This window comes from Variovorax sp. Sphag1AA, from assembly GCF_014192575.1.
Taxonomy (GTDB): domain Bacteria; phylum Pseudomonadota; class Gammaproteobacteria; order Burkholderiales; family Burkholderiaceae_C; genus Variovorax.
In genome coordinates this window covers 204856-226765 of sequence record NZ_JACHYC010000009.1, presented here as the reverse complement: position 1 = coordinate 226765, position 21910 = coordinate 204856, and the positions used below count along the sequence as shown (strand labels likewise).

General features: G+C 64.2%; 19 protein-coding genes and 1 pseudogene. 7 read left to right on the top strand and 13 right to left on the bottom strand.

The window, feature by feature from the left end:
* Nucleotides 1-74 precede the first annotated feature (74 nt).
* Nucleotides 75-848, top strand: coding sequence for a LysR substrate-binding domain-containing protein (locus FHW64_RS30775; RefSeq protein WP_311733408.1), 774 nt, complete (start codon nt 75-77; stop codon nt 846-848).
* Between the two features lie 54 nt (nt 849-902).
* Here the strand turns inward: FHW64_RS30775 and FHW64_RS30770 are convergent, their stop codons facing one another.
* A complete protein-coding gene (locus FHW64_RS30770; protein ID WP_184532526.1) occupies nt 903-2969 on the bottom strand; it encodes a PAS domain-containing sensor histidine kinase in 2067 nt (688 codons plus the stop codon).
* Nucleotides 2970-3177: 208 nt separating this feature from the next.
* Between FHW64_RS30770 and FHW64_RS30765 the strand changes: the two are divergent.
* From FHW64_RS30765 to FHW64_RS30755, 3 genes and pseudogenes are all read left to right on the top strand, one after another.
* Nucleotides 3178-3297, top strand: a pseudogene (locus FHW64_RS30765) (cupin); the annotation flags it as partial.
* A 188-nt stretch (nt 3298-3485) separates the two neighbouring features.
* A complete protein-coding gene (locus FHW64_RS30760) occupies nt 3486-3884 on the top strand; it encodes a hypothetical protein (RefSeq protein ID WP_260306490.1) in 399 nt (132 codons plus the stop codon).
* Between the two features lie 88 nt (nt 3885-3972).
* Nucleotides 3973-4947 (top strand): AraC family transcriptional regulator, encoded by a 975-nt coding sequence (locus tag FHW64_RS30755; protein ID WP_184532524.1) that lies wholly within the window; start codon nt 3973-3975, stop codon nt 4945-4947.
* 18 nt (nt 4948-4965) lie between these two features.
* Here FHW64_RS30755 and FHW64_RS30750 read toward each other — a convergent pair whose 3' ends face one another.
* Nucleotides 4966-5934 carry a hypothetical protein gene (locus tag FHW64_RS30750; RefSeq protein WP_184532522.1) on the bottom strand — a complete coding sequence of 323 codons (969 nt, stop codon included), beginning with the start codon at nt 5932-5934 and terminating at the stop codon, nt 4966-4968.
* Nucleotides 5935-6082: 148 nt separating this feature from the next.
* On the opposite strand from FHW64_RS30750, the gene FHW64_RS30745 reads away from it, so the two are divergent.
* A complete protein-coding gene (locus FHW64_RS30745; protein ID WP_184532520.1) occupies nt 6083-8011 on the top strand; it encodes a hybrid sensor histidine kinase/response regulator in 1929 nt (642 codons plus the stop codon).
* Nucleotides 8012-8324: 313 nt separating this feature from the next.
* A complete protein-coding gene (locus FHW64_RS30740; protein ID WP_184532518.1) occupies nt 8325-9245 on the top strand; it encodes an MFS transporter in 921 nt (306 codons plus the stop codon).
* An 18-nt stretch (nt 9246-9263) separates the two neighbouring features.
* On the opposite strand, the gene FHW64_RS30735 is transcribed toward FHW64_RS30740, so the two are convergent.
* The 3 genes from FHW64_RS30735 to FHW64_RS30725 all read right to left on the bottom strand — a co-directional run bounded on the left by FHW64_RS30735 (nt 9264) and on the right by FHW64_RS30725 (nt 12617).
* Complete coding sequence (locus FHW64_RS30735) at nt 9264-10109, bottom strand: DUF3667 domain-containing protein (protein ID WP_184532516.1); 846 nt, start codon at nt 10107-10109, stop codon at nt 9264-9266.
* A 178-nt stretch (nt 10110-10287) separates the two neighbouring features.
* Entirely contained in the window at nt 10288-11667 is a 1380-nt protein-coding gene (locus FHW64_RS30730; protein WP_221210556.1) for an FAD-binding oxidoreductase, read from the bottom strand.
* 158 nt (nt 11668-11825) lie between these two features.
* The gene (locus FHW64_RS30725; RefSeq protein ID WP_184532514.1) at nt 11826-12617 is read right to left on the bottom strand and encodes an alpha/beta hydrolase; all 792 of its coding nucleotides are present in this window, start codon (nt 12615-12617) and stop codon (nt 11826-11828) included.
* Nucleotides 12618-12747: 130 nt separating this feature from the next.
* Between FHW64_RS30725 and FHW64_RS30720 the strand changes: the two genes are divergently transcribed.
* The gene (locus FHW64_RS30720) at nt 12748-13974 is read left to right on the top strand and encodes a PQQ-dependent sugar dehydrogenase (protein WP_184532511.1); all 1227 of its coding nucleotides are present in this window, start codon (nt 12748-12750) and stop codon (nt 13972-13974) included.
* A 159-nt stretch (nt 13975-14133) separates the two neighbouring features.
* On the opposite strand, the gene FHW64_RS34940 is transcribed toward FHW64_RS30720, so the two are convergent.
* From FHW64_RS34940 to FHW64_RS30685, 8 genes are all read right to left on the bottom strand, one after another.
* Entirely contained in the window at nt 14134-14715 is a 582-nt protein-coding gene (locus tag FHW64_RS34940) for a transcriptional repressor (protein WP_409350661.1), read from the bottom strand.
* Nucleotides 14670-15137 (bottom strand): DUF3325 domain-containing protein, encoded by a 468-nt coding sequence (locus tag FHW64_RS30715; protein ID WP_184532509.1) that lies wholly within the window; start codon nt 15135-15137, stop codon nt 14670-14672. Before FHW64_RS30715 ends, FHW64_RS34940 begins: the two co-directional genes overlap by 46 nt.
* Nucleotides 15134-16750 (bottom strand): PepSY domain-containing protein, encoded by a 1617-nt coding sequence (locus FHW64_RS30710; RefSeq protein ID WP_184532507.1) that lies wholly within the window; start codon nt 16748-16750, stop codon nt 15134-15136. Before FHW64_RS30710 ends, FHW64_RS30715 begins: the two co-directional genes overlap by 4 nt.
* Nucleotides 16747-17094: a DUF3649 domain-containing protein gene (locus FHW64_RS30705; protein WP_409350660.1), complete on the bottom strand. Its 348-nt coding sequence runs from the start codon at nt 17092-17094 to the stop codon at nt 16747-16749. Before FHW64_RS30705 ends, FHW64_RS30710 begins: the two co-directional genes overlap by 4 nt.
* Complete coding sequence (locus tag FHW64_RS30700; RefSeq protein WP_184532504.1) at nt 17091-17720, bottom strand: DUF4198 domain-containing protein; 630 nt, start codon at nt 17718-17720, stop codon at nt 17091-17093. The genes FHW64_RS30705 and FHW64_RS30700 overlap by 4 nt, the downstream gene beginning before the upstream one ends.
* 35 nt (nt 17721-17755) lie before the next feature.
* Entirely contained in the window at nt 17756-20245 is a 2490-nt protein-coding gene (locus FHW64_RS30695) for a TonB-dependent receptor (RefSeq protein ID WP_184532502.1), read from the bottom strand.
* 86 nt (nt 20246-20331) lie between these two features.
* Nucleotides 20332-21306, bottom strand: a complete 975-nt coding sequence (locus tag FHW64_RS30690) for a FecR family protein (protein WP_184532499.1) — start codon at nt 21304-21306, stop codon at nt 20332-20334.
* Nucleotides 21299-21886: a sigma-70 family RNA polymerase sigma factor gene (locus FHW64_RS30685; protein WP_184532497.1), complete on the bottom strand. Its 588-nt coding sequence runs from the start codon at nt 21884-21886 to the stop codon at nt 21299-21301. The genes FHW64_RS30690 and FHW64_RS30685 overlap by 8 nt, the downstream gene beginning before the upstream one ends.
* Nucleotides 21887-21910 lie beyond the last annotated feature (24 nt).

Here is a 21910-nt window from a genome sequence, read left to right as displayed (position 1 = left end):
ATTGTGCCGCTAGTCAGTTGCAGTCGTCGGACTGCCCGGCATCGCCAGCTGCAGGTCGTTGCTACGAGCCGAACGTGAGCCGGGCGATCGGGCAATTGGAAGCCGCGGTCGGCTTTCGGCTGTTCGTGCGCCTTGGCGGTCGTCTGGCGCCGACGCCCGAGGCAGAGGCGTACTTTCAGGCGGTGCAACGCTGGTTCCTCGGTATGGAGGCACTGACCGATAGCGCGAAGCAGATCCGCGAAGTCGGCACAGGCACATTGCGCATAGGTGCAGTGGCTTCGCTCGCCATGAGCGTCATGCCGGAAGTCATGCACGCATTTCGCCGCCGGTACCCAGACACGCCAGTCTCGATTCACACGGGCGACTCACCGATCGTGGCGAAGTGGACGGCGAACCGTTACGTGGACATCGGCCTGGTGACCAACCTGGATGACACACCAGGCCTGCAGTCCACTCTGTGGGCGGAGGAAAACGGTGTGTGCATCGTTCCTTCGGGTCACCGGCTGGCACGGAAGCGCGTGGTGCTCAGCTCGGACCTTGACGACGAGTCTTTCATCTCGCTCACCAAGGGTGACGGCACGCGCGTGCCGATCGACGCTGCGTTCAGCCCCGATAGAAGATGTCAGACGATAGACGCGCCGTATTCAGCGGTTATCTGTCGCATGGTGAGCTTTGGATTGGGCGTGAGCGTGGTCAATCCACTCGTCGTGCGGCACCTCGATCTGGCTGGCGTCAAGGTTCTGCCTTTCAAGCCAGTCGTGAAGTTTGCTCGGTACATCATCAAGGCGCAGCAACAGGCGGCGTCCGCGTTGATGCCCGAATTCGTGAGATGTTTGGAAGGCATATGAGGTGCGGTATCGAACGACTCCGCTGCGGTCGTCCATTTCCCGGGCCCGGTTCACTCATCGGGCGCGGACGCTCAGGGCATCGGCCAGCGCCTCGAGGCTGTATGGCTTCAGGAGCAGGCGGAATTCCGCGTTGTTCATCCCCGACGCCGCTCCGGAATATCCAGTCGTCAGCACGATTGGCAACTCAGGGCGCCTGCGCCTGATCTCGCGAGCGAGTTCGAGGCCGCTGACCCCGCCCGGCATCATGATGTCCGAGAACACGACGTCGATGCTTCGCGCATTGGCCAGCGCGCCCAGCGCCGCCGCCGAGCTTGCAGCGTGGACGACAGTGAACCCCAAGTGGCCGAGCATCTCGCGCGAGAGCGCCGCGACTTCGGCGTCATCTTCGACGAGGAGCACGTGACGACCGCTGCCGTCGGCGCGGAGGAGGGGCGCGCTCGTTGCGTCAACCGGCGCGGCCGGCTCCCGCAGCGAGCGAGGCAGTAAAAAGGTGACGGTGGTGCCCACTTGGATCCGACTGTCGATCTTGAGCTGACCGCCAGATTGATGCGCAAAGCCATAAACCTGTGGCAACCCCAATCCCGATCCCTTTCCAATCTCCTTGGTAGTGAAGAACGGTTCGAACGCACGTTCCAGCACCTCTGCCGGCATCCCACTCCCCGTGTCAGCAACCGAAAGCTGAAGGTAGGCGGTCGGCAATCCTTCATCCGTCGCTTTCATCACATTCCTGGCATCGATGGTGATGACGCCGCCGTCGGGCATCGCGTCCCTCGCGTTGGCGAACAGGTTCAACATTGCCAACTCGAACTCCCCCACATCGATCTTGACCGGCCAGAGGTCGGCTCCGAAGTTCATCTCGACACGGATGGTCCCCCGCAGCGAGTGCTCCAGCATTTCACGCATGCCTCGCAGGTGGGCCGCAAGGTCGATCGACTCCGGGTTGATCGCCTGGCGGCGCGTGAACGCAAGAAGCTGGTGCGTCAAGCCGGTTCCTCGTGCCACGGCACGGCGCATGGCGGCATGGATACGCTCCTGCTGCTCCGCCGTCATGGCCCGCTCCAGCAGCTGCAACCCATTTGCGAACACAGCCAGCAAGTTGTTGAAGTCGTGCGCCACACCGCCGGTGAGCCGTCCAAGGGACTCCAGCTTCTGGGATTGACGAAGCGCCTCCTCGGCTTTCCTCAGGCGCTCCTGGTCGAGGATGCGCTCGGTGACGTCATACACGAACTGGTACGCACCGATGCGCAAGCCGCTGCCTGCGCGCAATGTTCTGTAGCGCATTTCGTAGAACCGGCGCTCCTTCGTCGGATCCCCGAATTCCCCAATCTCCACGAACTCCTCACCGCCCAGCGCGCGGCTCCACACGGCCTTCACCGCCGCCTGTTGCTCGGGCTGCGAAGCCAATAGGTCCAGCATGCAGTCACCGACCTTTGGGCGAACGCCGAAGATGCGCTCGAACTCGTCGGCCGCCGAAGGGTTGATGGCAAGCCACCGGTAGTCGAGATCGGCAACCTGGACGAACGCATCGGTGCCTTCCACGATGTCGGCCAGGAGCTTGCGCTGTGCGAGCGCCTCGCTCACCCGGTGTTCGAGCGTCTCGTTCAGGTCACGCAGGGCCTGCTCGGCCAGCACCCTACGGGTCGTCTCCGAGACCGCGCAGAACATTCCGGCGACCTTGCCGCTCTCATCGCGGAGCGGTGAATAGGAGAAGGTGAACCACGTCTGTTCGTTGTAGCCCTTGCGATTCATCACGAGCGGCAGGTCCTCGCGATAGATCGCCTGGCCCCCCATGGCGGCGTCGATCAAGGGGCTGATGTCCGGCCATATCTCCGACCAGATGTCCTGAAAGCGGCTCCCCAGTGCGCGCGGATGCTTGGCGCCGAGGATTTCGGCGTACGCATCGTTGTAGAGGAAACCGAGCGCTTCTCCCCAGGCGACGAACATGGGGAACCGTGATTGCAGCAGGAGCCCGACGACCGTTCGCAACGGTTGCGGCCAGCTTTGCGGCGGACCAAGCGGCGACTGCGACCAGTCGTGAGAGCGCATCAAGGCACCAACGGCGCCGCCTCCGTCAAACACCTCGACGGTTCGACCTGTCGCTGGCAATCCGGAATCGGACATCACGACGCTTCAGGGTGGTCAGGAAAGGGCAATGATGAAACGATGGTGCACCCTCTCGGGCGGGACCGCAAGAAAATGTATCGGCGGGTGCTTGACATTGAAGCCTTCGATCAAGGCGCCCACGCTGCTGCTTCACAGCCGGAGCGACCGGGCGGTCGACGTGGCTGCAAGTCGTTGAGTGGACTACGCCCGGCGCCACCCTCCGGTCTACGAGGGGCCCAACGACGTGCACATCGTCGGCCGCAATGCCAGCACGACCAAGCCGGCGAAGTTCGTGGTGTTCCTTGTGAAGAACAAGGGCGCTCCGATCTTGACGCCTGTTCGTTGAACCCGGTCAGCCCGAGTTGGGCGAAGTCCAGGCAGCGAAGCCTTCTGGGGACAGTCCCGCGACTGCGCCGATGGCAGCCGTGGCGCACGTCGCGCTACCACCAGGTGTGGCACTATCCCTCGACGACTCACTCCACCTCAACGGAGTCTCGAGAGCGAACGCGTGCCCCTCTCGCCGGAGACAGCAGCATGAAACGTATCCTTGTCTTGTTCATGCCACGAGCCGTCGCTGGCCTGTTGACCCTTGCAGCAGCGATCTGGCTTCCGCCTGCGCACGCTCAGCCGGTCGACTCCGGACCAATGATCGTCAGCGGTTCTCTCCTCGTGATGGGGCCCGTGACGGTGGACGGATCCGTCACCGTCTCTGGGAATGTCCACGTTCGTGGTCCGCTGACGGCCGCGTGGCTTGCCCAGGTGCCTCCCGCGCAGGCATATCGCGGCAAGAAGGTGATTCGTGGCCCCCTTACCGTGCACGGCTCGCTCGTTGTGCAGGGCGACCTCGAAGTGCGCGGGCCACTCACGTCGGACGGCCCTGTCGGAGCAGTCGGCAGTATCGATGCCGAAGGCCCGATCGTCGAGCGTCGTTGACTGTTTTCTGTCCATCGCGCCGCATGGCTTCGATGTCACTGTCTCCAACGCATTGCCGCGCCACCCGCCTTCCGCTTAAATTCCCCAGGTGGATGCCCTGTCCGAAATCCTGAAGGTCGTGCAACTCAACGGCGCGCTCTTCTTCAATGCTCGCTTCACCGCGCCCTGGTGCGTCGAGACCCCTGCTGAGACGACGATCGCGCGCACGTTGGCGCTGGGTGCCGAGAGGGTGCTGCTCTATCACTACGTGCTGGAAGGCTCGTGCCGGATCGCGCTCAAGGGCCATGAAATTCAGCGCTTGCAAACTGGCGACGTCATCCTCATTCCGCACGGCGATGCGCACACGATGTCATCGTCGCCCGATGCCGATGTGCTGCATCTGGACGCTCACGCGGTCCTGCGGGAGCGTCCGAAGCTACTGCACTTCGGCGGCGGCGGCGAAGCGACACGCCTAATCTGCGGCTACATGGTGTGCGACCCTCGGCTGATCCAGCCCCTCCTGACGGCGCTGCCGCGGCTGGCAACCATCAGCTTGCGCGGCGTGAGCGAGACGCACTGGCTGGAGGCATCGCTTCGACACGTCGCGCAGGAAGCGAATTCGCCAGGCCCCGGGGCCGAAGGCGTGCTGGCCAAGTTGTCGGAGGTGATGGTCGTGGAGACCTTGCGCCGGTACATAGCGCAGCTCCCACCGGAGCACACCGGCTGGTTGGCCGGGCTGCGCGACCGGGCCGTCGGACAGTGTCTGGCGCTGATGCATGCGCGACCCGCGCATGCCTGGACGGTGGAGACGATGGCCCGCGAGGTGGGCGTGTCGCGGTCGGTCCTCGCCGAGCGGTTCACGCACTTCGTCGGCAAGTCGCCGATGCAATACCTCGGCGGCTGGCGCATGGCGCTGGCCACGAACTACCTTCGACGCAGCTCGCTGAGCGTCGCCCGAGTCGCCGAAGAAGTGGGCTACGAAACGGACGCGACGTTCAGTCGCGCGTTCCGGCGCGAGTTCGGAATGCCTCCGGCGACCTGGCGGCGCGTGAACGGCCCGCCAGGGATGGGCACATCGACATGACGCATGCACTCAGGGAGTTCAGGCCATTGCGACGATGGGCGAACCTTCGGACGGGGCGACCGACAGCAGCGGCGCCAACGCGCTGTTGACCCGCTCCGCCTGCTCAGCGCTCAGCATCGCGAACAGCACCTTCTGGAATCGAGGCTGCATGACGCCGGAGACGATGTATTGCCAGCGATAGGCCTTGAGGAAGGTCGCCGCGATCTGCTCTTGTTGCGCGCCGGTGAAGCGGCCCGTCGCCACCGCGAAGAAGTACGCCGCATCGGCAGCAGCCTGGGCCTGCAGGATGCCGTCAACGGCGCCGACCAGCTCGATCAGCTCGCCCACGGCCGCATCGCGCTGTGCGTTGTCGAGTCGGGCGTCTTCGCGTCGGAACTCGAGTTCGTCGAGCATGGCGTGTTGCGACTCCTCTTTCCAGTGGAACAGGAACACATCGCGCCACAACTCGCAGATGTCGGCCTCGGCGGCGATGCTGGCGCGGTAGTGTGCCTGCGTGAACAGCTCTATGTGCAGCGTGAGTGCCAGCACGGCCCAGGTACTCTTGCTCAGCACCGCGGCGGCCACGGCGTTCGGCTCGGCCGCAGGGCGGTAGCCGGCGGGCATGTCGGCGTCCATCAAGGTCTCGAGCCGGCGGAAAAGCTCCTGATGCTTGATCTCTTCGTCCGTCATGCGCACCAGGGCTTCCAGCGCCACCTGGTCGCCCATCGCATGCGCGCGGCCGATCTCCAGCATCTTCACGCTGATGAAGCGCTCGACCAGACCGAAGATGTATGCATAGCTCCGGCCTTGAATCTGGCTGACGAGACGTCGATCGCCGACTTGCATGTAGCCGAGTTCGTCCACCAGAGACAACCCCCCGGGCAGAAACGGTTTGCTCAGATCGAAGCGGCGGCCGCGCAGAACGTCGGCTTCGATGTCCCAGCGTACGCGCTTGGAGTTGTGAATGACCTTGGCGTAGGAATCGGTGCTGACGAGAGAGGCTTGCATGGTGTGCTCCTGGGTGAATGACAGGAGCAAATTCTTCGCTGCATGACCTTCGCCGAACATGGCAGCCACTCGGCCAAAATTGGCCCGGGCTCCGGACCTCGCGACGGCGAATCCGTTCTTGCCGCGCGCGGCGCTAGACTCAATGGACATGAGGTCCAGCCCTGATCTGCCGTCCCGGCAGGTGTTAACACCGCGGCCATTGGGCGACGTGGCGGATCACCCGTCGCCTGTGGCGGCGACGGTCGAGGAGTCGCTGCCGGAGCGCGAACTGGAGGACCGGCTGCGCCGGCGGTTGTTCGTGCTGGGACATTCGGCTGTGCGCCAGGGCCTGATGACTGTGGCCGTGTTCACGGCGGTCTTCGCGGGACTCACCGGCCCGCGGCATGCCATTTTCATATGGGCGGCACTGATGCTCTGCGTGCTACTGGTGCGCTTGCACTTCCTCGATCAGAACCTGCGTGTGTATCCGGCGCCCGAATACGTCGAACGTCAGCCGGCCGGCAACTGGCGCTACTTCGGGCCGTACACAGCGACCAGTGCAGCCTGGAGCCTCGGCCCGTGGTTTCTGGTCCCGCTCGGGCCGATTCCGACCGAGTGGCTGGCGCTCCTGGCAGTGTTCATGTCGGGACTGATGACGGGCCCCGTTCCGGTCATCGTGCCGTCGCGCACGGCCGCCCACGTGTGGCTCTTGCCACTGGCGCTGGGCATGGCGGCACGGGCTGCGGTCCACGGTGGAATGGTCGGCTGGACCCTGTGCACCTACATCCTGGTCTATGCAACCGTCGCGTTGCGCTTTGCGCTTCAACAGAACGACCTTCTGCGCGCAGGTCTGCACTCGCAGATCGAGAAGGAGGCGCTGTCGCGACAGCTGATGGCCCAGTCACAAGACCTGGAGCGGTTGAACACCGAGCGTAGCCGCTTCTTTGCCGCGGCCAGCCACGATCTGCGCCAGCCGGTGCATGCACTCGCGCTCTTCTCCGAGGCGCTGCGGCGCGAAGTTCTAGGCACCCCGACGCAACCATTGGCTGAGCGCGTGGTGGAGGCTACACAGTCGGTCAGTGGCCTGCTCAACGGATTGCTCGACATTTCCAAGATCGACGCCGGTGCGGTGCAGCCGGTGTTTGCGCCAGTGGCGGTGGACCAGATTTTCCTGCGTCTGAGCCAACTCTATGAAGACCGCGCGGCGGCTGCCAGGCTGCAACTGCGCTTTCACCCGATTCCATTCGAGATCGTGAGCGACGCCGATCTGCTGTTGCGCGTGCTCTTCAACTTTGTCGACAACGCCTTCAAGTATTGCGAGCGCGGCGGCGTGCTGGTGAGCGCACGGCTGCGTGGCGGCCGAATCAGGTTTGCTGTCTGGGACACCGGGCGCGGCATCGGAGCGGAGCATCTGTCGCGTGTCTTCGATGAGTTCTACCAAGTGGACAATCTGCATCGCGACAGCGCGCGCGGGCTGGGGATCGGACTGGCGATCGTCAGGCGCCTCGCGGTGCTGCTGGAGGGACAAGTGGGCCTTCGTTCCACGCCGGGGCGGGGCAGTGTGTTCTGGATCGAGCTGCCACTACGTGCTGGTGCTGCCCCGCAGGCAACAGTGGCTGCCGACGGCGCCGCGGCGCCTGCGCCCTGGGTGGGGAGCACGAGTGCCGAGGCGCCCGAGCGGCCGTTGCAAGTGTTGGTGCTAGACGATGAGGCCGCCGTCTGCGAAGCCATGCGCTTGTGGCTTGCGCCGTACTGCGCGGCCATCCATACCGCGCAGACGGTGGAGGAAGCCGGACTCGTGGTGGCGCGTGAAGGCGCGAGACTCGACGCTCTGCTGGTGGACTACCGGCTGCCTGGTGAGCTCGACGGGATCGGTGCCGCACACCGGCTGCGCGCCCTGGCTGGGAAAACGCTGCCCGTCATCCTGATCACCGGTGACACAGACCCAGTCCTCGTACGTGCGGCGTACGACAGCGGTCTGCTGGTGATGTTCAAGCCGGTGCAGCCCGAGCAATTGGCGACGCAACTGCGCGAGTTGTGTGCTGCGTCCGCGCGCACCGGCATTCCGACGCACGACAACTCGCGGTTGTCTCGATGAGGCGCAGGCTCGATCGCGACACATGTGCGACTTGTGGTCGGGACGTGCCATGGGCACGATGCTGTCGGTCGCGCTAGCCCCAAAATTCTTGCTCGACTGAACTTCCGCATCCTGTCGATCATCGGCCGGTGAACCACTTCTCGCTGGCAGACTGCTTTCGCTGCGAGCTGGGCAAGGCGGTCGGACTGCTCGGTGTCCATTGCCGAAGTTCGAATGAACTCGCCCCGGGCGACTGCTAAGGCATGCGTCGATCCCGCTTCTGCTTGGCATAGATCGACGCGCAGATACCCCGCAGCCAGCGATTTGCTTCGTCATGATGCATGCGAAGGTGCCAGTACTGCTTTACCGAGAAGGATGGGACCTTCACCGGGCAATTGAGAATTCTCAAGCCCCCGGCGCGAGCGGCCAGGTCCTTGCCCCCGCGGTCGTGCTGCCGTTGGCGGCCATGCTGTCCGAGGAGCAGTTCCTCTCCTGGGGTTGGCGAGTCCCGTTCTGGCTCAGTGTCATCGTGGTCTTCGTGGGCTTCATCGTGCGGCGCAAGCTCGATGAAACTCCTGCATTCGAGAAGGAGCCTTCTCATGGCGACGTGCCGAAGGTTCCGTTGAAGGTGCTGTTCTCCGACTACCGCAAGGAACTCCTCCAGGTGTTCTTTGCCGCAATGATCGCGTCGGTCGGCACCACCTTCGCCGTGTTTGCGCTCTCTTTCGCAACGAGCAAGAGTCAAGCGCACCCGATCAGCGCATCGACGATGCTCTGGATCGCCATCGTGGCGAATCTCATCGCCACCTTCACGATTCCGATGTGGGGTGCCTTGTCCGATCGAATCGGTCGCAAGCCGGTGTTCCTGTCCGGTGTCGTCCTGTGCGCCGCTGCAACGGTCCTCTTCCTGTGGGCGATTCCCACCGGCAACACATCGCTCGTGTTTGCCACCGGCGTCCTGCTGGGCGGAGTCGTCTACAGCATCACGAATGCCGTCTGGCCAGCCACCTACGCGGAGCGCTTCCCGACGCAGGTGCGACTGTCCGGCATGGCCGTGGGTACACAGTTCGGATTTGCATTCGCCGGCTTCGCGCCTCTGATCCAGACCGCATTGATGGGCGCATGGGGAACGCAACCCTGGGTCATGCCCGCCGCGTACGCCGTCCTGATCTGCGTCGTCTCGGCGATTTCCATCTCCTCTATGAAGGAGACCTACAACCTGCCGCTGGAATCGCTCGGGCGTCAGAAGTCATGACTGACTGAAATCCCATAGTCAGGTCCCGTACAAGGTGATCAGGAACAGCGCGAAGCGGTAGCCCAGCGCAATGACGCCGACCGCCAGCGCCAGAACGATCGCCTGCACAACCCGCATCGCACCCCTCGCCCCGTAGACCCGACCGATTGCCACGTACAGATAGAGCGCACAAGCTGCGAGGTTCGCGACGCTGAGCACGTTGTCGACGGCCGGCGTGTCCAGGCCCCCGATTCCCGACCATTCGCATGCCTTGGCTGCCAGGAGGGCGAGACAGAACACAAGCAGCAGGAATGTGTAGACGTGGAGGGAAAAGACAAGGTGCAGCATGAATGGCTGGCGCTTGCGAAGAAAGACCAACGGAAGAAGCGCGCTGAACGGGACCGCCATGACCACAATGAGCGACTTGGCGTTCAGAACGACCGCGCGATCGAAGATCGGCGCGTAGGTGTCGATTGAGGTGCCGGTCACCTCCAGCCGGCTGGAGAGGAGCGATTGGGCAAGCTCGCTCCAATCTTGCTGGTGCAGGTGGGAGTGCAGGTTCGAACTGAAAACGTTGATGCCAGTCAACGACTGAAGGAAGAAGAAGATCACGTTGGCAACGAGGAAGAGCTGGAACGGCGCGACGTAGGGTTTGCGCCTGCCCTCCGTCCAGGCGAGCGTCAGTTCGCCGGGGCGAAGGATGAGGAGGCGAGCCGTACGCAGGACGCGCGCGTCGATGCTGGTGAGAGCGTGCGAGAGCTTTTCCGCGAGTCCGCGCAGCGTCAGGTCAATCGGCTTGAGCGGTTCTTCGCCGCACAGTGGGCAGAAGGGTGTCAGCACGCCGGTTTTGCACGTGGGACAGGTCCAGGGTGCGGGCTCGGCCATGGCATCGCTCCGTTGCAGTCTTGCGGCATTGTCGGCCTGGACGCCGACGAACAGATGTGTGAACGGCTCGCTGCACTCCCGCAGCTCAGTCCGTCAGCGCCAGAAGCAGCCGCTCGCAGCCCGCTCAATCCGAGCTGGACGATTCAGATGCCACTCCGCGTCGCCGTCGACTGCAATGCTACGGCTGGATGTTTTGGTTCATGTGGAACAGGTTGCCCGGGTCGTACTTGCGCTTGATCGACGCCAGCTTGTCATAGTGCGGTCCGAAATTGTCCTTGACACGGCCTTGGTCGTCTTCGGCCATGAAGTTGATGTAGCCGCCTGCCTGCGAGTGGGGCTCGAGGGCTTTGTAGTACTCCTTCACCCACTTCGTGTTCCTGGCGTTGTCAGCAGGATCTGGCCACATCCCAGCGATCACAGTCGCGAAGCTCGCGTCGCGATGGCCCCATGCGGTCGCGTCCGGCTTCACCCGGTGGCAGGCTCCGTTGATCGGGTAGATGTGCATCGTGGAGTTCACCACCGGCACCTGCGGCCCGAACTGGACGTGGGCCTCGATCGCGCCATCCGTCAACTCGGTCGCGAATGAAGCCTTCCAGTAGTGCTGCAGGCCCGGAGGCAACAGCGCATCGAAAAGGCCGTTGATCACGTAATACGGCATCGGCGCGACCATCTCCGCAACGATCGGCGCCGCGCCGCGTATCTTCGCCATTTCCGCGTCGGCCTTGTCCATCGGCCCCGCCCAACACGAGACGATCGCGATGAACGTCTTGCCATGGTCCTCTGCCTTGATGAACGGCAGTGGCGGGGCAATCTGGAACGCTGGGAACAGCCCCATTTCCTCCGGCGCTTTCGCGACATAGTCGCGGTAGAACCGCAACACCTCGCGTACCTTCTCGATCGGATAGAAGAAGATGCCTGCTGTGATGTCCTTCACCGGGTGCAACTGGTACTCGAACGAGGTCACCACGCCAAAGTTCCCGCCTCCGCCGCGGATCGCCCAGAAGAGATCCTCGTTCTCCGCGTCACTCGCCACGCGGAATTGCCCGTCTGCCGTGACGACATCTACCGAGAGCAAGTTGTCCAGCGACAGCCCGAACCCGCGTGTAAGGTAGCCGATGCCACCGCCAAGCGTCAGCCCGGCGATGCCGGTCGAGCCGATGATTCCACCGGTGGTCGCCAAGCCGAACGGATATGTCGCGTGATTGAAGTCGGCCCACAGGGTCCCGCCGCCTGCTCGCGCAGTCTTGCGATTCGGATCGATCCGTACGCCTCTCATCTGCGAGAGGTCGATCACGACGCCCCCATCGCAGGTCCCGAACCCGGGGACGCTGTGCGAACCGCCGCGCACCGACAGATCGAGGCCGTTCTCGCGCGCATAGTCGACCCCCGCCATCACGTCGCCAACGTTGACCGCACGGATCACCACCGAGGGTCGCCTATCGATCATTCCGTTGTAGACCTTGCGCGCCTCTTCGTAACCGTCGTCGGTGGGGGTGATCACCTGCCCGCGAGCGCGCTCCCGAACACCGTCGATCGTTGGCTTGGCCATCGTTGTCATCGCCGCACCTCCGTTTCCGCTGAAAAATTCGGGCAAACAATATGCGCCCATTGAGAAGCCCCGTCAACGACGCAGGCTCGGGCCGTCGGGGCGCGCAACCTCTGCGAACTCAGCCACGAGCGGACCTCCGGCCCAGTGCCACCATTCCAGCGACAGGCCTACTTGGCAAGAATCCACCCAGCGATTTGCTGGACAACTTCGCGATCAAGTCCGTTGAAGCCGTGATTGGCCATCGCCTCGCACGGGTCGCCTTTGTTCTCTCCGCCGTTGAACGTCAGCAGTTCCTTGCTCGGCGAGTTGTCGAGTTTCGCCATCAGCGTGGGCACTTTGGCAAAGTCGCAGAGGGCGCAGCCATCTTGCACGTGATGCACGACGAGGACAGGGATGCGGATTTTGCCGAGCGGCATGGCCGGGACGGGGCGGCTCTTGTCATCCACGAGGATCGTCGAGGTCAGCACAATGCCGTCCGGTCCTTCCGGGCCGGAAAGCTCGGTGGCGATGTAGGCCACGGACTGCGTGCCGCGACTGGTGCCCACGAGCCACACCTTGGCCTTGGACTCCTCGCGCATCCACGCGATGACTGCCTTGATGTCTGCCACATGCTCTGGCTTCTGGCGGAAGCCGCCGAGGTAAGGCGGGCTCTGGCGGTCGGACGGGGCATCGACGACGGCAACCATGAGTCCCTGGTCCGCGAACAGTTGCCGCGTGCGAACGAGGAAATTCCCGTCACCCCACTTGAGCGAGCCATTCGGAAAGATCTGCAGCCCGCCGTGCCCGCCCGCAAACAGGACCACGCCACCTTTCGCCACGGGCGGTGTCAACACAAGCATTCGCTGCGTCACGCCGGGGCGGGTCGGAATATCGACAACCTTTTGCGTGACCTGCGCGATGGCCTGCGAAGCGAGCGCCATGAAAAGGACCACGAGCCAAGGCTTCATGACATTGAACATCGAACGATCTCCTTCCGAATCAATGCCCATGAGGAGTGCATTCTCTCGCGAGCGCTTGGCGATGTCCGCTGCTCGGCACCGCTTTCACGCTCGCCGGATACTCTTTGGACTAGCCACTGACGAGCGAAGCATGCACCTCTCCAAGTTCGGACTTATTCCTTCGTTGCTCCTCGGTGCAACGCCTGTGGTTGCGCAGATCAACGCCGGAACCCTGCCCCCGAACCCATCGCCTCCGTTCAAGCTCGCGAAGGTTGCGCAGTTCGATCTGCCGTGGCGCATCGCTTTTCTGCCAGACGGACGCATGCTGGTCACCGAGAAGATCGGCAAGCTCTTCCTCGCGACCCAATCTGGGCAGAAAGTCGAAGTCACCGGCGTGCCACCGGTGCTGTACCAGAATCAGAACGGCCTGCTTGGCGTTTACCTATCCCCGTCCTATTCGAGCGATGGGACGATCTACCTGACCTATTCGGAGCCCGGGCAGGACCCGGGCACCTCGAGCCTGGCGCTCGCCCGCGCGACGCTCAAGATCGGCACCGGAACCGCCTCGCTGGAGGACCTGAAGGTCATCTGGCGCGACCCGATCAAGGGCAAGGGGGGCCAGGTCGGCGCTGCAGTAGCTTTTTCGCCGGACCAGGACTGTCTTTTCCTCACGGTCGGCGATCGGCAGCGCTTCACCCCCGCCCAGGACCCGAACCAACCGGCCGGCAAGATCTTGCGGTTGACCTTGGACGGCAAGCCTGCACCCGGCAACCCCATGGAGGGCAAGACCGGTGCACGGTCGGTCCCGGTGATCGATCCGCCAAGGGATACGGAGGCTGCCAAGACCGCGCCGGTCGTGAGCACGTATGTTTTTGACGGGCCCAATCTGACGCCGTCCGAAACATGGACCTCGGGGCATCGCACGCCCTACGGCCTCGCGTTCGCGCCGGATGGCCGCCTTTGGGAACTCGAGCATGGGCCGCGCGGCGGCGACGAACTCAACCTGATCGAGCCGGGCAAGAACTACGGTTGGCCGCTCGTTTCCTATGCGGTGAACTACGACGGCGTGCCCATTGCAAGTCCCGACACGCGCCCCGACCTCGCCAAGCCCGTGATCTACTGGACGCCTGTCCTCGCGCCCGGCAACCTGATGTTCTATAGCGGCGCGATGTTTCCGCAGTGGAAGGGCTCTGCTTTCGCGACCGGCCTCATAAGCCGCGCCCTGCATAGGATCGAGGTGCATGGCTCGACCGCGACACCAGCCGAGCACTGGACGGTCGGCTTCCGCGTCCGCGACGTCGAACAGGCGCCGGATGGCGCGCTGTGGTTGATCGAGGACGCCCACGAGGGCGGCTTGTATCGACTCACGCCGAACTAGTTTGGACGCAATGGAGCATCGTTGCGCGCTGGTTTCACTGAAGTCCAGGGATCCCAAGATCAACATAGCGAGCATTCCGCTCGAACTCGAGTAGCCCGAGAACCGAGTTGTTGCTCGCATCGATTGCTGCATCAATCCTGCAACGGATCCCTTCGCGATTCACGTGGCGATCCCCACTGGTTTGCAGTACTGACTCGCCTCAAACTCCGACAGCTTCACCGTAGCCTCAACGAGCAGCTTCCGAACCTCATGACCGATTGGTCCGAGGTCGTTGATTTCAGTCAGTCGGTCGTGCGCTCGTTGCACACATCGGAAAGCACTCTCAAACTCGGCGGGAGCCCTGCTCCCGCGCGAAATCGCCGAGTCCTTGTCCGGTTGCCGGAGCAGGCGCTCTGTAGGCCTGCGGGAGCAGTAGAGGGACTTGCGAGCTCCGTACCATTCGCATGCTACGAGTCCGCTCGTGCGCAGGTCGTGAAGCGATCGATACAGTGTCCCCGTTGTGACCCCCTTTCCGCCTTTCAACAGCAGTCGTCGCGCGAGTTCCTCGGCCGAAATTGATTCGGAACCACAGGCCTGAATGGCGCCAAGGATGCGGATTCTTGCTTGCGTGGGGCGCAAGCCCACCGAACGAAGGAGGTCCGGTATGGGCACCTCTCGCTCAGGCCTTGAGGACGGAACTGGCAAGGTCCTGATCCTCAACTGCGACCAATCATCACGCAGGGGAGTGACTGCCGGCCGCATGATTGCGCAATAGCGAGGGAGTTGGGACCGGTGGCTCGCTCGGTGTGCGAATCAGCATTCGTTGGTTCGATAAGAGCCCACCAGACTACGCCGCATCCGACGCTCGTCAGGGCCCCGAGGGCGCCGATGCAGAAGGCCCGCTCGGGCCAGTAGCACAGGATGACCGCAACAGTCAGCGCCGCACAGGTGAGGACGCCGGCCCAAAGCACCCACCCTTGATTGCGGCCTTCCAGGGTGAGACTGGTTGCGAGCGACGCAAGGAGCAGCACGATGCCCACACCACGAAGCCAGGGTCGCCGCCCACCCGGAGTGCTGCCACGGCCATAGGCGTCTTCGTGGTGCCGGTCCATCGCAAGGGACAGCGCCAGGAAGCCGCTCAGTGCCCCAATGAAGGCAGCACAGCTCAGCAGCAGCGTGCTCATGGCGTCGCCTCCACCGGCCGTGAGACAGGCTTCGCACGCGATTGAACTCGGCCGGCAGAACGCGCTGTCACGCCCAGCGCGATCCCGAGCGCGAGCATCACCAGATCAAAGGCTGCCACCGACCAGAGTCCCTCCGCGATGGCCACGCCGAGGTGGGTGCGCGTAGTCAGGGCATTGAGCAACGGGATGCCGCCGAACAGCAGCGCGCCAATTGCAAGTTGGACCTGCCACATCCGTCTTGTCGGACGCACGAGACCCGCAACCACAGCCGCGCCCCATGCGATGAAGAACCAGCGGATCTCGATCGTGGCGCGTTGCTCGATGCCGACCGGAAGCAATCGGTTGGCCCAGAAGTAGGCGCCGAAGGCGATCGGCACCCCTGCGATGGTGCCGAGATTGAGCGCATCCACCAGACGCAAGCCGAAGCCGACGCGACCGCCGTGCTTCAGCACTTTGGCGTACTTCTGCCTCTCCTTCACCGCCCATAGCAAGAGTCCGGTTGCAACCATCAGGCAACCCGCCAGGCCCGAAACGAAGAAGAGCGCGCGTAGCAAAGGATCGGCGAATCGCCCGATGTGCAGGCCATACAGCACGCCGCGGGTCTGCGCGGCGGCCTGCGGTTCATCACCCGAGGTCGACAGCAGCGCGCCGCTCACGCCGTCGAACAGCATCGAAGGCTGGTTCTGCGACATGCCGCGGCCTTCCTGGCGCGTGATGGCGACGGTCGCGTGAGCGTCGTTGGGGTGGCTCACCACCACGCGGCCGGCCGGGGCTCCATTCCAGTGCGCAGTGGCTTGCGTGAGCATCGGTGCGAGCGGTGCGAGCACGGCCGGGGTGCCGGACGGCTTCGCATCGCGCGGCCCGCCGGAAGGAAAGACCTCCTCGAAGAATGCGTCGATGCCGCCATGCTCCTTGTAGGCCACCTGGGGGCCCCACGGCATGTACATGAACATCAACGTCACCAGTCCGGTGTACGTGATCATCAGGTGATAGGGCAGGGCAAGGACGGCTGTCGCATTGTGCGCATCGAGCCAGGAGCGCTGGCCCTTCTTCGGGCGGAAGGTGAAGAAGTCCTTGAAGATGCGCTTGTGCGTCACGATGCCGCTGATGATCGCGACCAGCATGAACATGGCACAGAAGCCCACGATCCAGCGCGCCCAGATCACCGGCATGTAGTGCAGGTCGAAGTGCAGGCGGTAGATGAACTCGCCCCCTCGCGTCTCGCGCGCGGCGCTCAGTGCCTCGCCGCTTTGCGGGTCGATGGCCGCGTTCTCGAAGCGCGCGCGCTGGCGCTTTTCACCGGATGGCGCCGGTGGTGCCGCGTGGCTCCAGAACATCCTCACCGAAGGTTCGCGATCGCTCGGCAGGGTGATGAACCAGCGAGGACTGTCCGGCCCGCGCTTCTGCAGGAACTCCACCGCGTTTGCGAGCGCCTGCGGTTGCGGCACCTTCGTGCCCATGACGCCATGCAACTCGGGCTTCATCCAGAAGGTGATCTCGTCGCGATAGTAGGAGGCGGTGCCCGCCGCGAAGATGAGGAACAGGACCCAGCCCACCAGGAGGCCGGACCAGGTGTGCAGCCAGGCCATCGACTGGCGAAAACTTTCCTTCATGAGCCGCTTCCTGCATGACTTGCCAGCATGAGGGCACCGAGCACTGCGATCGGCACGGAGATGCCGAACCAGGCGTGCCACGCGTTGCGCGCCGCGAACACCCACATGACCGCGCACACATAGACAACGAAGGAGAGCAGCGTGCCGGTGAGCGCCGCTTCAATGCGGGATAGCGGCAACCACAGCGCCAGTGCCGCCGCCGTCAGCGCGCTGAGCGCGTACCCGCCTGCGATCGCGGCGATCGCACGCGACGCGACCGCGAGCCTGTAGTGCAGGCCCTCGCTTCCATGCGAAATCCAGCGGTGGCGGCGCATGGGTGACACGTCGCGTGCGTGCTGCGTCATTTGACGATGAAGCTCAAGGTCGCGACGTGACGGGTCTGCACATAGGGCTTGCCGTCCCAGGTGCCGCCGGCATTCGTGTCGGTATGCGAGACCTCGGCCACGTACTGGCCAGGCCAGGGCGTCTGCAGCGCAAGCTTGCCTGCGTCATCGCTGTAGAAGCTCTTCTCCCACTTCGGTGGCCCAAAGAGGACCACCTTGGTCTTCGGGAGAGGCTTGCCGTCGAGGACCAGCGTGAAGCTGTTGCTGCCGGGGGCCTCTGGGACCAGCTCGAGTGCATTGCGTGCGACGGTTTCGTTGCGTCCCGCGCGTGCCTGGTAGAGACTGGCCACGCCCTTGTCATTCACGTAGGCGCCTATCAGGCGTGCGTCGCCGCTCGCACCGGCCTTGACCTCGAAATGGTCGGCACGTCGCGTTGCGGGCGCCTGCTTGCCTTGGGCATCGACGGCGCGTGGCGCGGCGATCAGCTTGAGGTGGCCTGTCTCGGTTTCGCGCAGATCCTCCGCCCACTCGCCGAAATAGGCCTTGGCTTCGCCGCCATCAGGCGACTGCTCCAGCCAGACGAAGTGAGCGTGGGCCGCGCTTGAAATCGCGAGGGCGAGGGTGAACCAGATGCGTTTGAGATGCATGGGTGAATCCTTTCAGGGAGGGGTGGAGGGGGTGCTCAGAAGGTGCCCCGCAGCGTGACCTGCACGTTTCGCGGCGCGCCGTAGAAGCTGCTGGTGGTGCTCGTGTAGTAGGTCTTGTCGAACACGTTGTTCAGCGATACCGACATCGAGAGTTGCTTGTTGATCTGATAGCGCGCCATCAGGTCGAGCGTGCCGTAGCTCGGCTGCGTGAAGCGCGCCTTGCCGCTCGGGCCCAGGTTGCTGCTGTAGGTCTCGCTCTGCCAGTTGACGCCGCCTCCCACCGTGAGCCCATTGCCGATGCTCGCGATGCGATAGGTGGTGAAGAGCCTGAAAAGCTGCCCTGGCACCTGCGTGTTCAGGCGCACGCCGTCCGCATCGCGCGCCACACTGCGCGAGAACCCGGCGCCTATTTGCCAGTCGCGCATCAGCTCGCCGGCGGCTTCCAGCTCGTAGCCGCGCGATCGCGTGCCACGGGCCGCGCGGTATGCCGCGGAACCGTCAGGCGCGAACTGCCCCGGCAGCGCGACCGCAAGGTTGTCCTGGTCGGTCTGGAAGACTGCGGCGCTGACGTTGAGTTGGTCCTCGTAGAACGAGCCCTTGACCCCGGCCTCGTAGGCCTTGCCTTCGAGAGGATCGAGAGTGTTGCCGCTCAGGTCCTTGCTGGTTTGCGGCTTGAAGATGTCGGTGTAGCTTGTGTAGACCGACCAGTGATCGGTCAGGTCGTACACCACGCCTGCGTACGGCGTGACCACGCCGTTCTCGCTTCGCGAGCTGAACGTTGCCTTGCCGCTGAACGGAATGCTGCGCTTGCGCTCGCTCCAGTCGCTGACCCGTGCGCCAAGGATGACCGACAGTGCGTCAGTGGGCCGCAGGCGTACCGTGGCGTACGCCCCCGACTGGTTGGTGGCCGTTTCGTTGGTACCGGTCTGCGGATTGAAAGGCTCAGCCGGATAGTCGCCGTTCCAGAGATAGAAGTTCGGAATCGACGAGTCGTAGCCTGGGATGTACCAGTTCGTATAGCTCGGGGGGCGATCCACGGTGCGCGAGATGTTGTAGCCGAGCACCAGGTCGTGTCGTCGGCCGAACAGCTCGAACGGCCCGGTGGCGTGGAAGTCGGCCGCGTTCTGCACCGGCTCGGAGTTCCAGCGGGTGGGCCACAGCGAAAGGCCCGCTCCGGTGGTGCGGTTCACATAGCCGCGCGCTGCATAGCCGATCACGTCGTCATAGGCGCGCTCCGAGCGGTTGAAGGCGGCATGCGCGGTCCAGCCGTTGTCGAAGCGGTGGTCGACGGCCAGGAAGTACTGGCTCTGGTCCTGGTAGGAATGTGCCCAGCTCGCCGCTGCATTTGCCGACCGATCGAAGTTGGCGAGCGAGCCGTCGCTGAAAAAGAGCGGCAGGCCGCTGCGGGCAGAACTGTCGCTGTCGTGCTGCTGAATGTTGACGCCTGCCGTCAGGCGGGTCGCCGGCGTCAGGTCGGCCTCCACGATGCCGTAGAAGATCTGCTTCTGTTCCTTGTAGCGGTCGATCCAGGATTCGTTGTCCTGCACCGCGGCGACGATGCGCCCGCGCACCGTTCCGCTCTCGTTGATCGGACCGCCGATGTCGACCTCGCCTCGGTAGTAGTTCCATGAACCCGCGCTGATTGACGCGTTGGCCTGGAATTCGGCCGTCGGGCGCTTGCGCACCAGGTTGATCGTCGCGGCCGGCGTGCCGACGCCGTTGAGAAGACCCGTGGCGCCGCGCACCACCTCGACGCGGTCGTAGGGGGCGAGGTCTCCGGTCTGCTGGAGCCAGCTGCCCGATGCCGTTCCCGCTTGGGGGATCCCGTCGATCTGGAAGTTCTCGACCATGAAGCCGCGCGAGTACACCGAGTTGCTGTCGCTTCCCGAATTGCCGTTTTGCACGAAGCTGATCCCCGGCGTGCGCCGCAGCACATCGCTCACCTGGCTGATGCCCTGGTCGTCCATGCGCTGGCGCGTGATGACGGTGACCGACTGCGGCGTCTCGCGCAATGTCAGCGGCAGACCTGCGGCGGTGCGGATCGGCGAGTCGGTGGTGAAGGAACCGGTGCCTTCGGTGACGGTGTCGCGTCCGGCCGCGACGGTCACCGTTGGCAGCGATCCGCCGGCCGCTTCTTCGCCGGTTGTGGGGTTCGCACGCACGGGTGCCGGCGTTGCGGGCCTGATCGTGTAGCTGCCCGACGAACCGCGGACTGCTTCGAGGCCACTGCCTTCGAGCAGCGCCAGCAGCGCCTGCCGCGCGGTGAGGCGGCCTTCGAGCGCCGGCGCCTGCTTGCCGCGCACCGCATCCGCATCCACACCGATCTGCAGGCCGGTGCGCAATGCCAGTGCGGTGATGGCATTGCCCATCGGCTGAGCGGGCTGATGCCATTCGATGGCATCCTGGTCGGCCGGAAGGGCCGTTTGTGCCCAGGCGGTCCCGCCGAGCATGCCGCAGGCGAGTGTGAGCGCGGAAAGGCGCAGGAGCGAACGGCAAACCCGGCCGCGTGAATGTCGATACGTCATTTCAATCCTCTTGTCATTGCGTGAACTCCTCTTCACCAGCAATGACAATCGGGACGCGCGATCGGGTAGGGCGGATAAGAAATTTTTCAGCGAACCGTGGGGCTCCTGGAGGACGAGTCGCTGGCTGTCACGCGCACCAGCCAAGGCGAGACCCGTGAAATACGCAGCGGCAGCGCGCTCGCAAGCAGGGCCAGAGCCTGGTCGCTCTGGGTGGTGGGTAGCACTCCGGTAAAGCGCAGGCCCTCCAACGCTTCATCGTCGATCAGCAGGACGCCTGGCCGATAGCGCGCCAACTCGCGGAGCACCTCGCGTGCCGGCACATCCTGGAACACAAGGCGCCCTTGCCGCCACGCCAGCGCGCCTGGTGCGGCATCGGCCACCGGCATGGTCACACCTTGCCGGTCAAAGCGCGCCTGCTGGCCGGCGGCGACGACGACACCGGCGTCGCGTGCTTCACGGGGGCGCAACTGCACGCGGGATTCATCGACCGTGACCAGCGTGTCGTGCTCGTCGCGCCGCACCGCGTAGCGCGTGCCGAGGGCGACCGCCGCGCCGTCGCGGTCGATCACCGCGAAGGGGGCCGCACCTTGCGCCACTTCGACATAGACCTCACCGCGGCGCAGGCGCACGCGGCGCTTGCCGTCCCGCAGGTCGACGTCAACCGCACTGTCACTGTTCAGGGTGATGTGGCTGCCATCGGCAAGAGTGAGCTCACGTGTCTCGCCGACCGCGGTGCGCTCGTCCGCCAACCAGTAGCGCCACGGAAGGGACTGGGCGATCCAGATTGCGCACGGCAATACAACCAGCAAACCGGCCACCCGCCGCACCGTAGGCTTCTGAAGCGCGTTGGTTCGCGGCAGGGGTGTGTCGGGATTGACCGCCTGCCACATGCGGCGCATTGCTTCCAGTGCCTGGGCGTGGCGCGGGTCCTGTGCGCACCAACGATCGCAGGCCGCACGCGTTGAGGCATCGACAACTTCATCGTCCAGCATTACCACCCAGTTGGCGGCCTGCTCCTCGATGCTGGCGATGTGGTGCGAGGCGAGCGCCGCGTCAGTCATGACGGGACGCCGGCACTGCGTTGGCATTCGCGAGCCGGGTATGGAAATGCAGGAGCACCTTGGCGAGATACTGCTTGACGCGCGTCTCCGACACCTGCAGGTGCTCGGCGATCTCACGGTAGGAGAGGCCGTCTACCCTTGCCATCAGGAACGCGGTACGGCTCTTCACGTCGACCTCATGCGCGAGCATCGCGAGCACCTGGCCGAGCAATTGGCGATGTGATGCGACGTCCTCCGCGCTGGCCGCCTGGTTCTCCTCCGCAAGCCGCCCCACGGTGCGCAGCACCTCCGCCTCGATCGTCATACGGCGGAACCGATTGATCATCAGCCTGCTCGCGACGACCTGCAGGAAGGCGCGGGGCTGTCGCAGCACCGGCGGCGTTGGCTGCTCCATCAGGTTGACGAAGGTGTCTTGCGTCAGATCGGAGGCGGTGAAGCCGCAGCGCACGCGCCCGTAGAGCCAACCACGCAACCAACCCTGGTGTGCGACGTACAGATCGTGAAATTGCTGATGATGCGGCGCGGACACGTGAGGAGGTGGCCTCAAAGGCAAGCTGATGATATTGAGAACGATTCTCATTATAGAGAGAGGCGACCGAGGTCC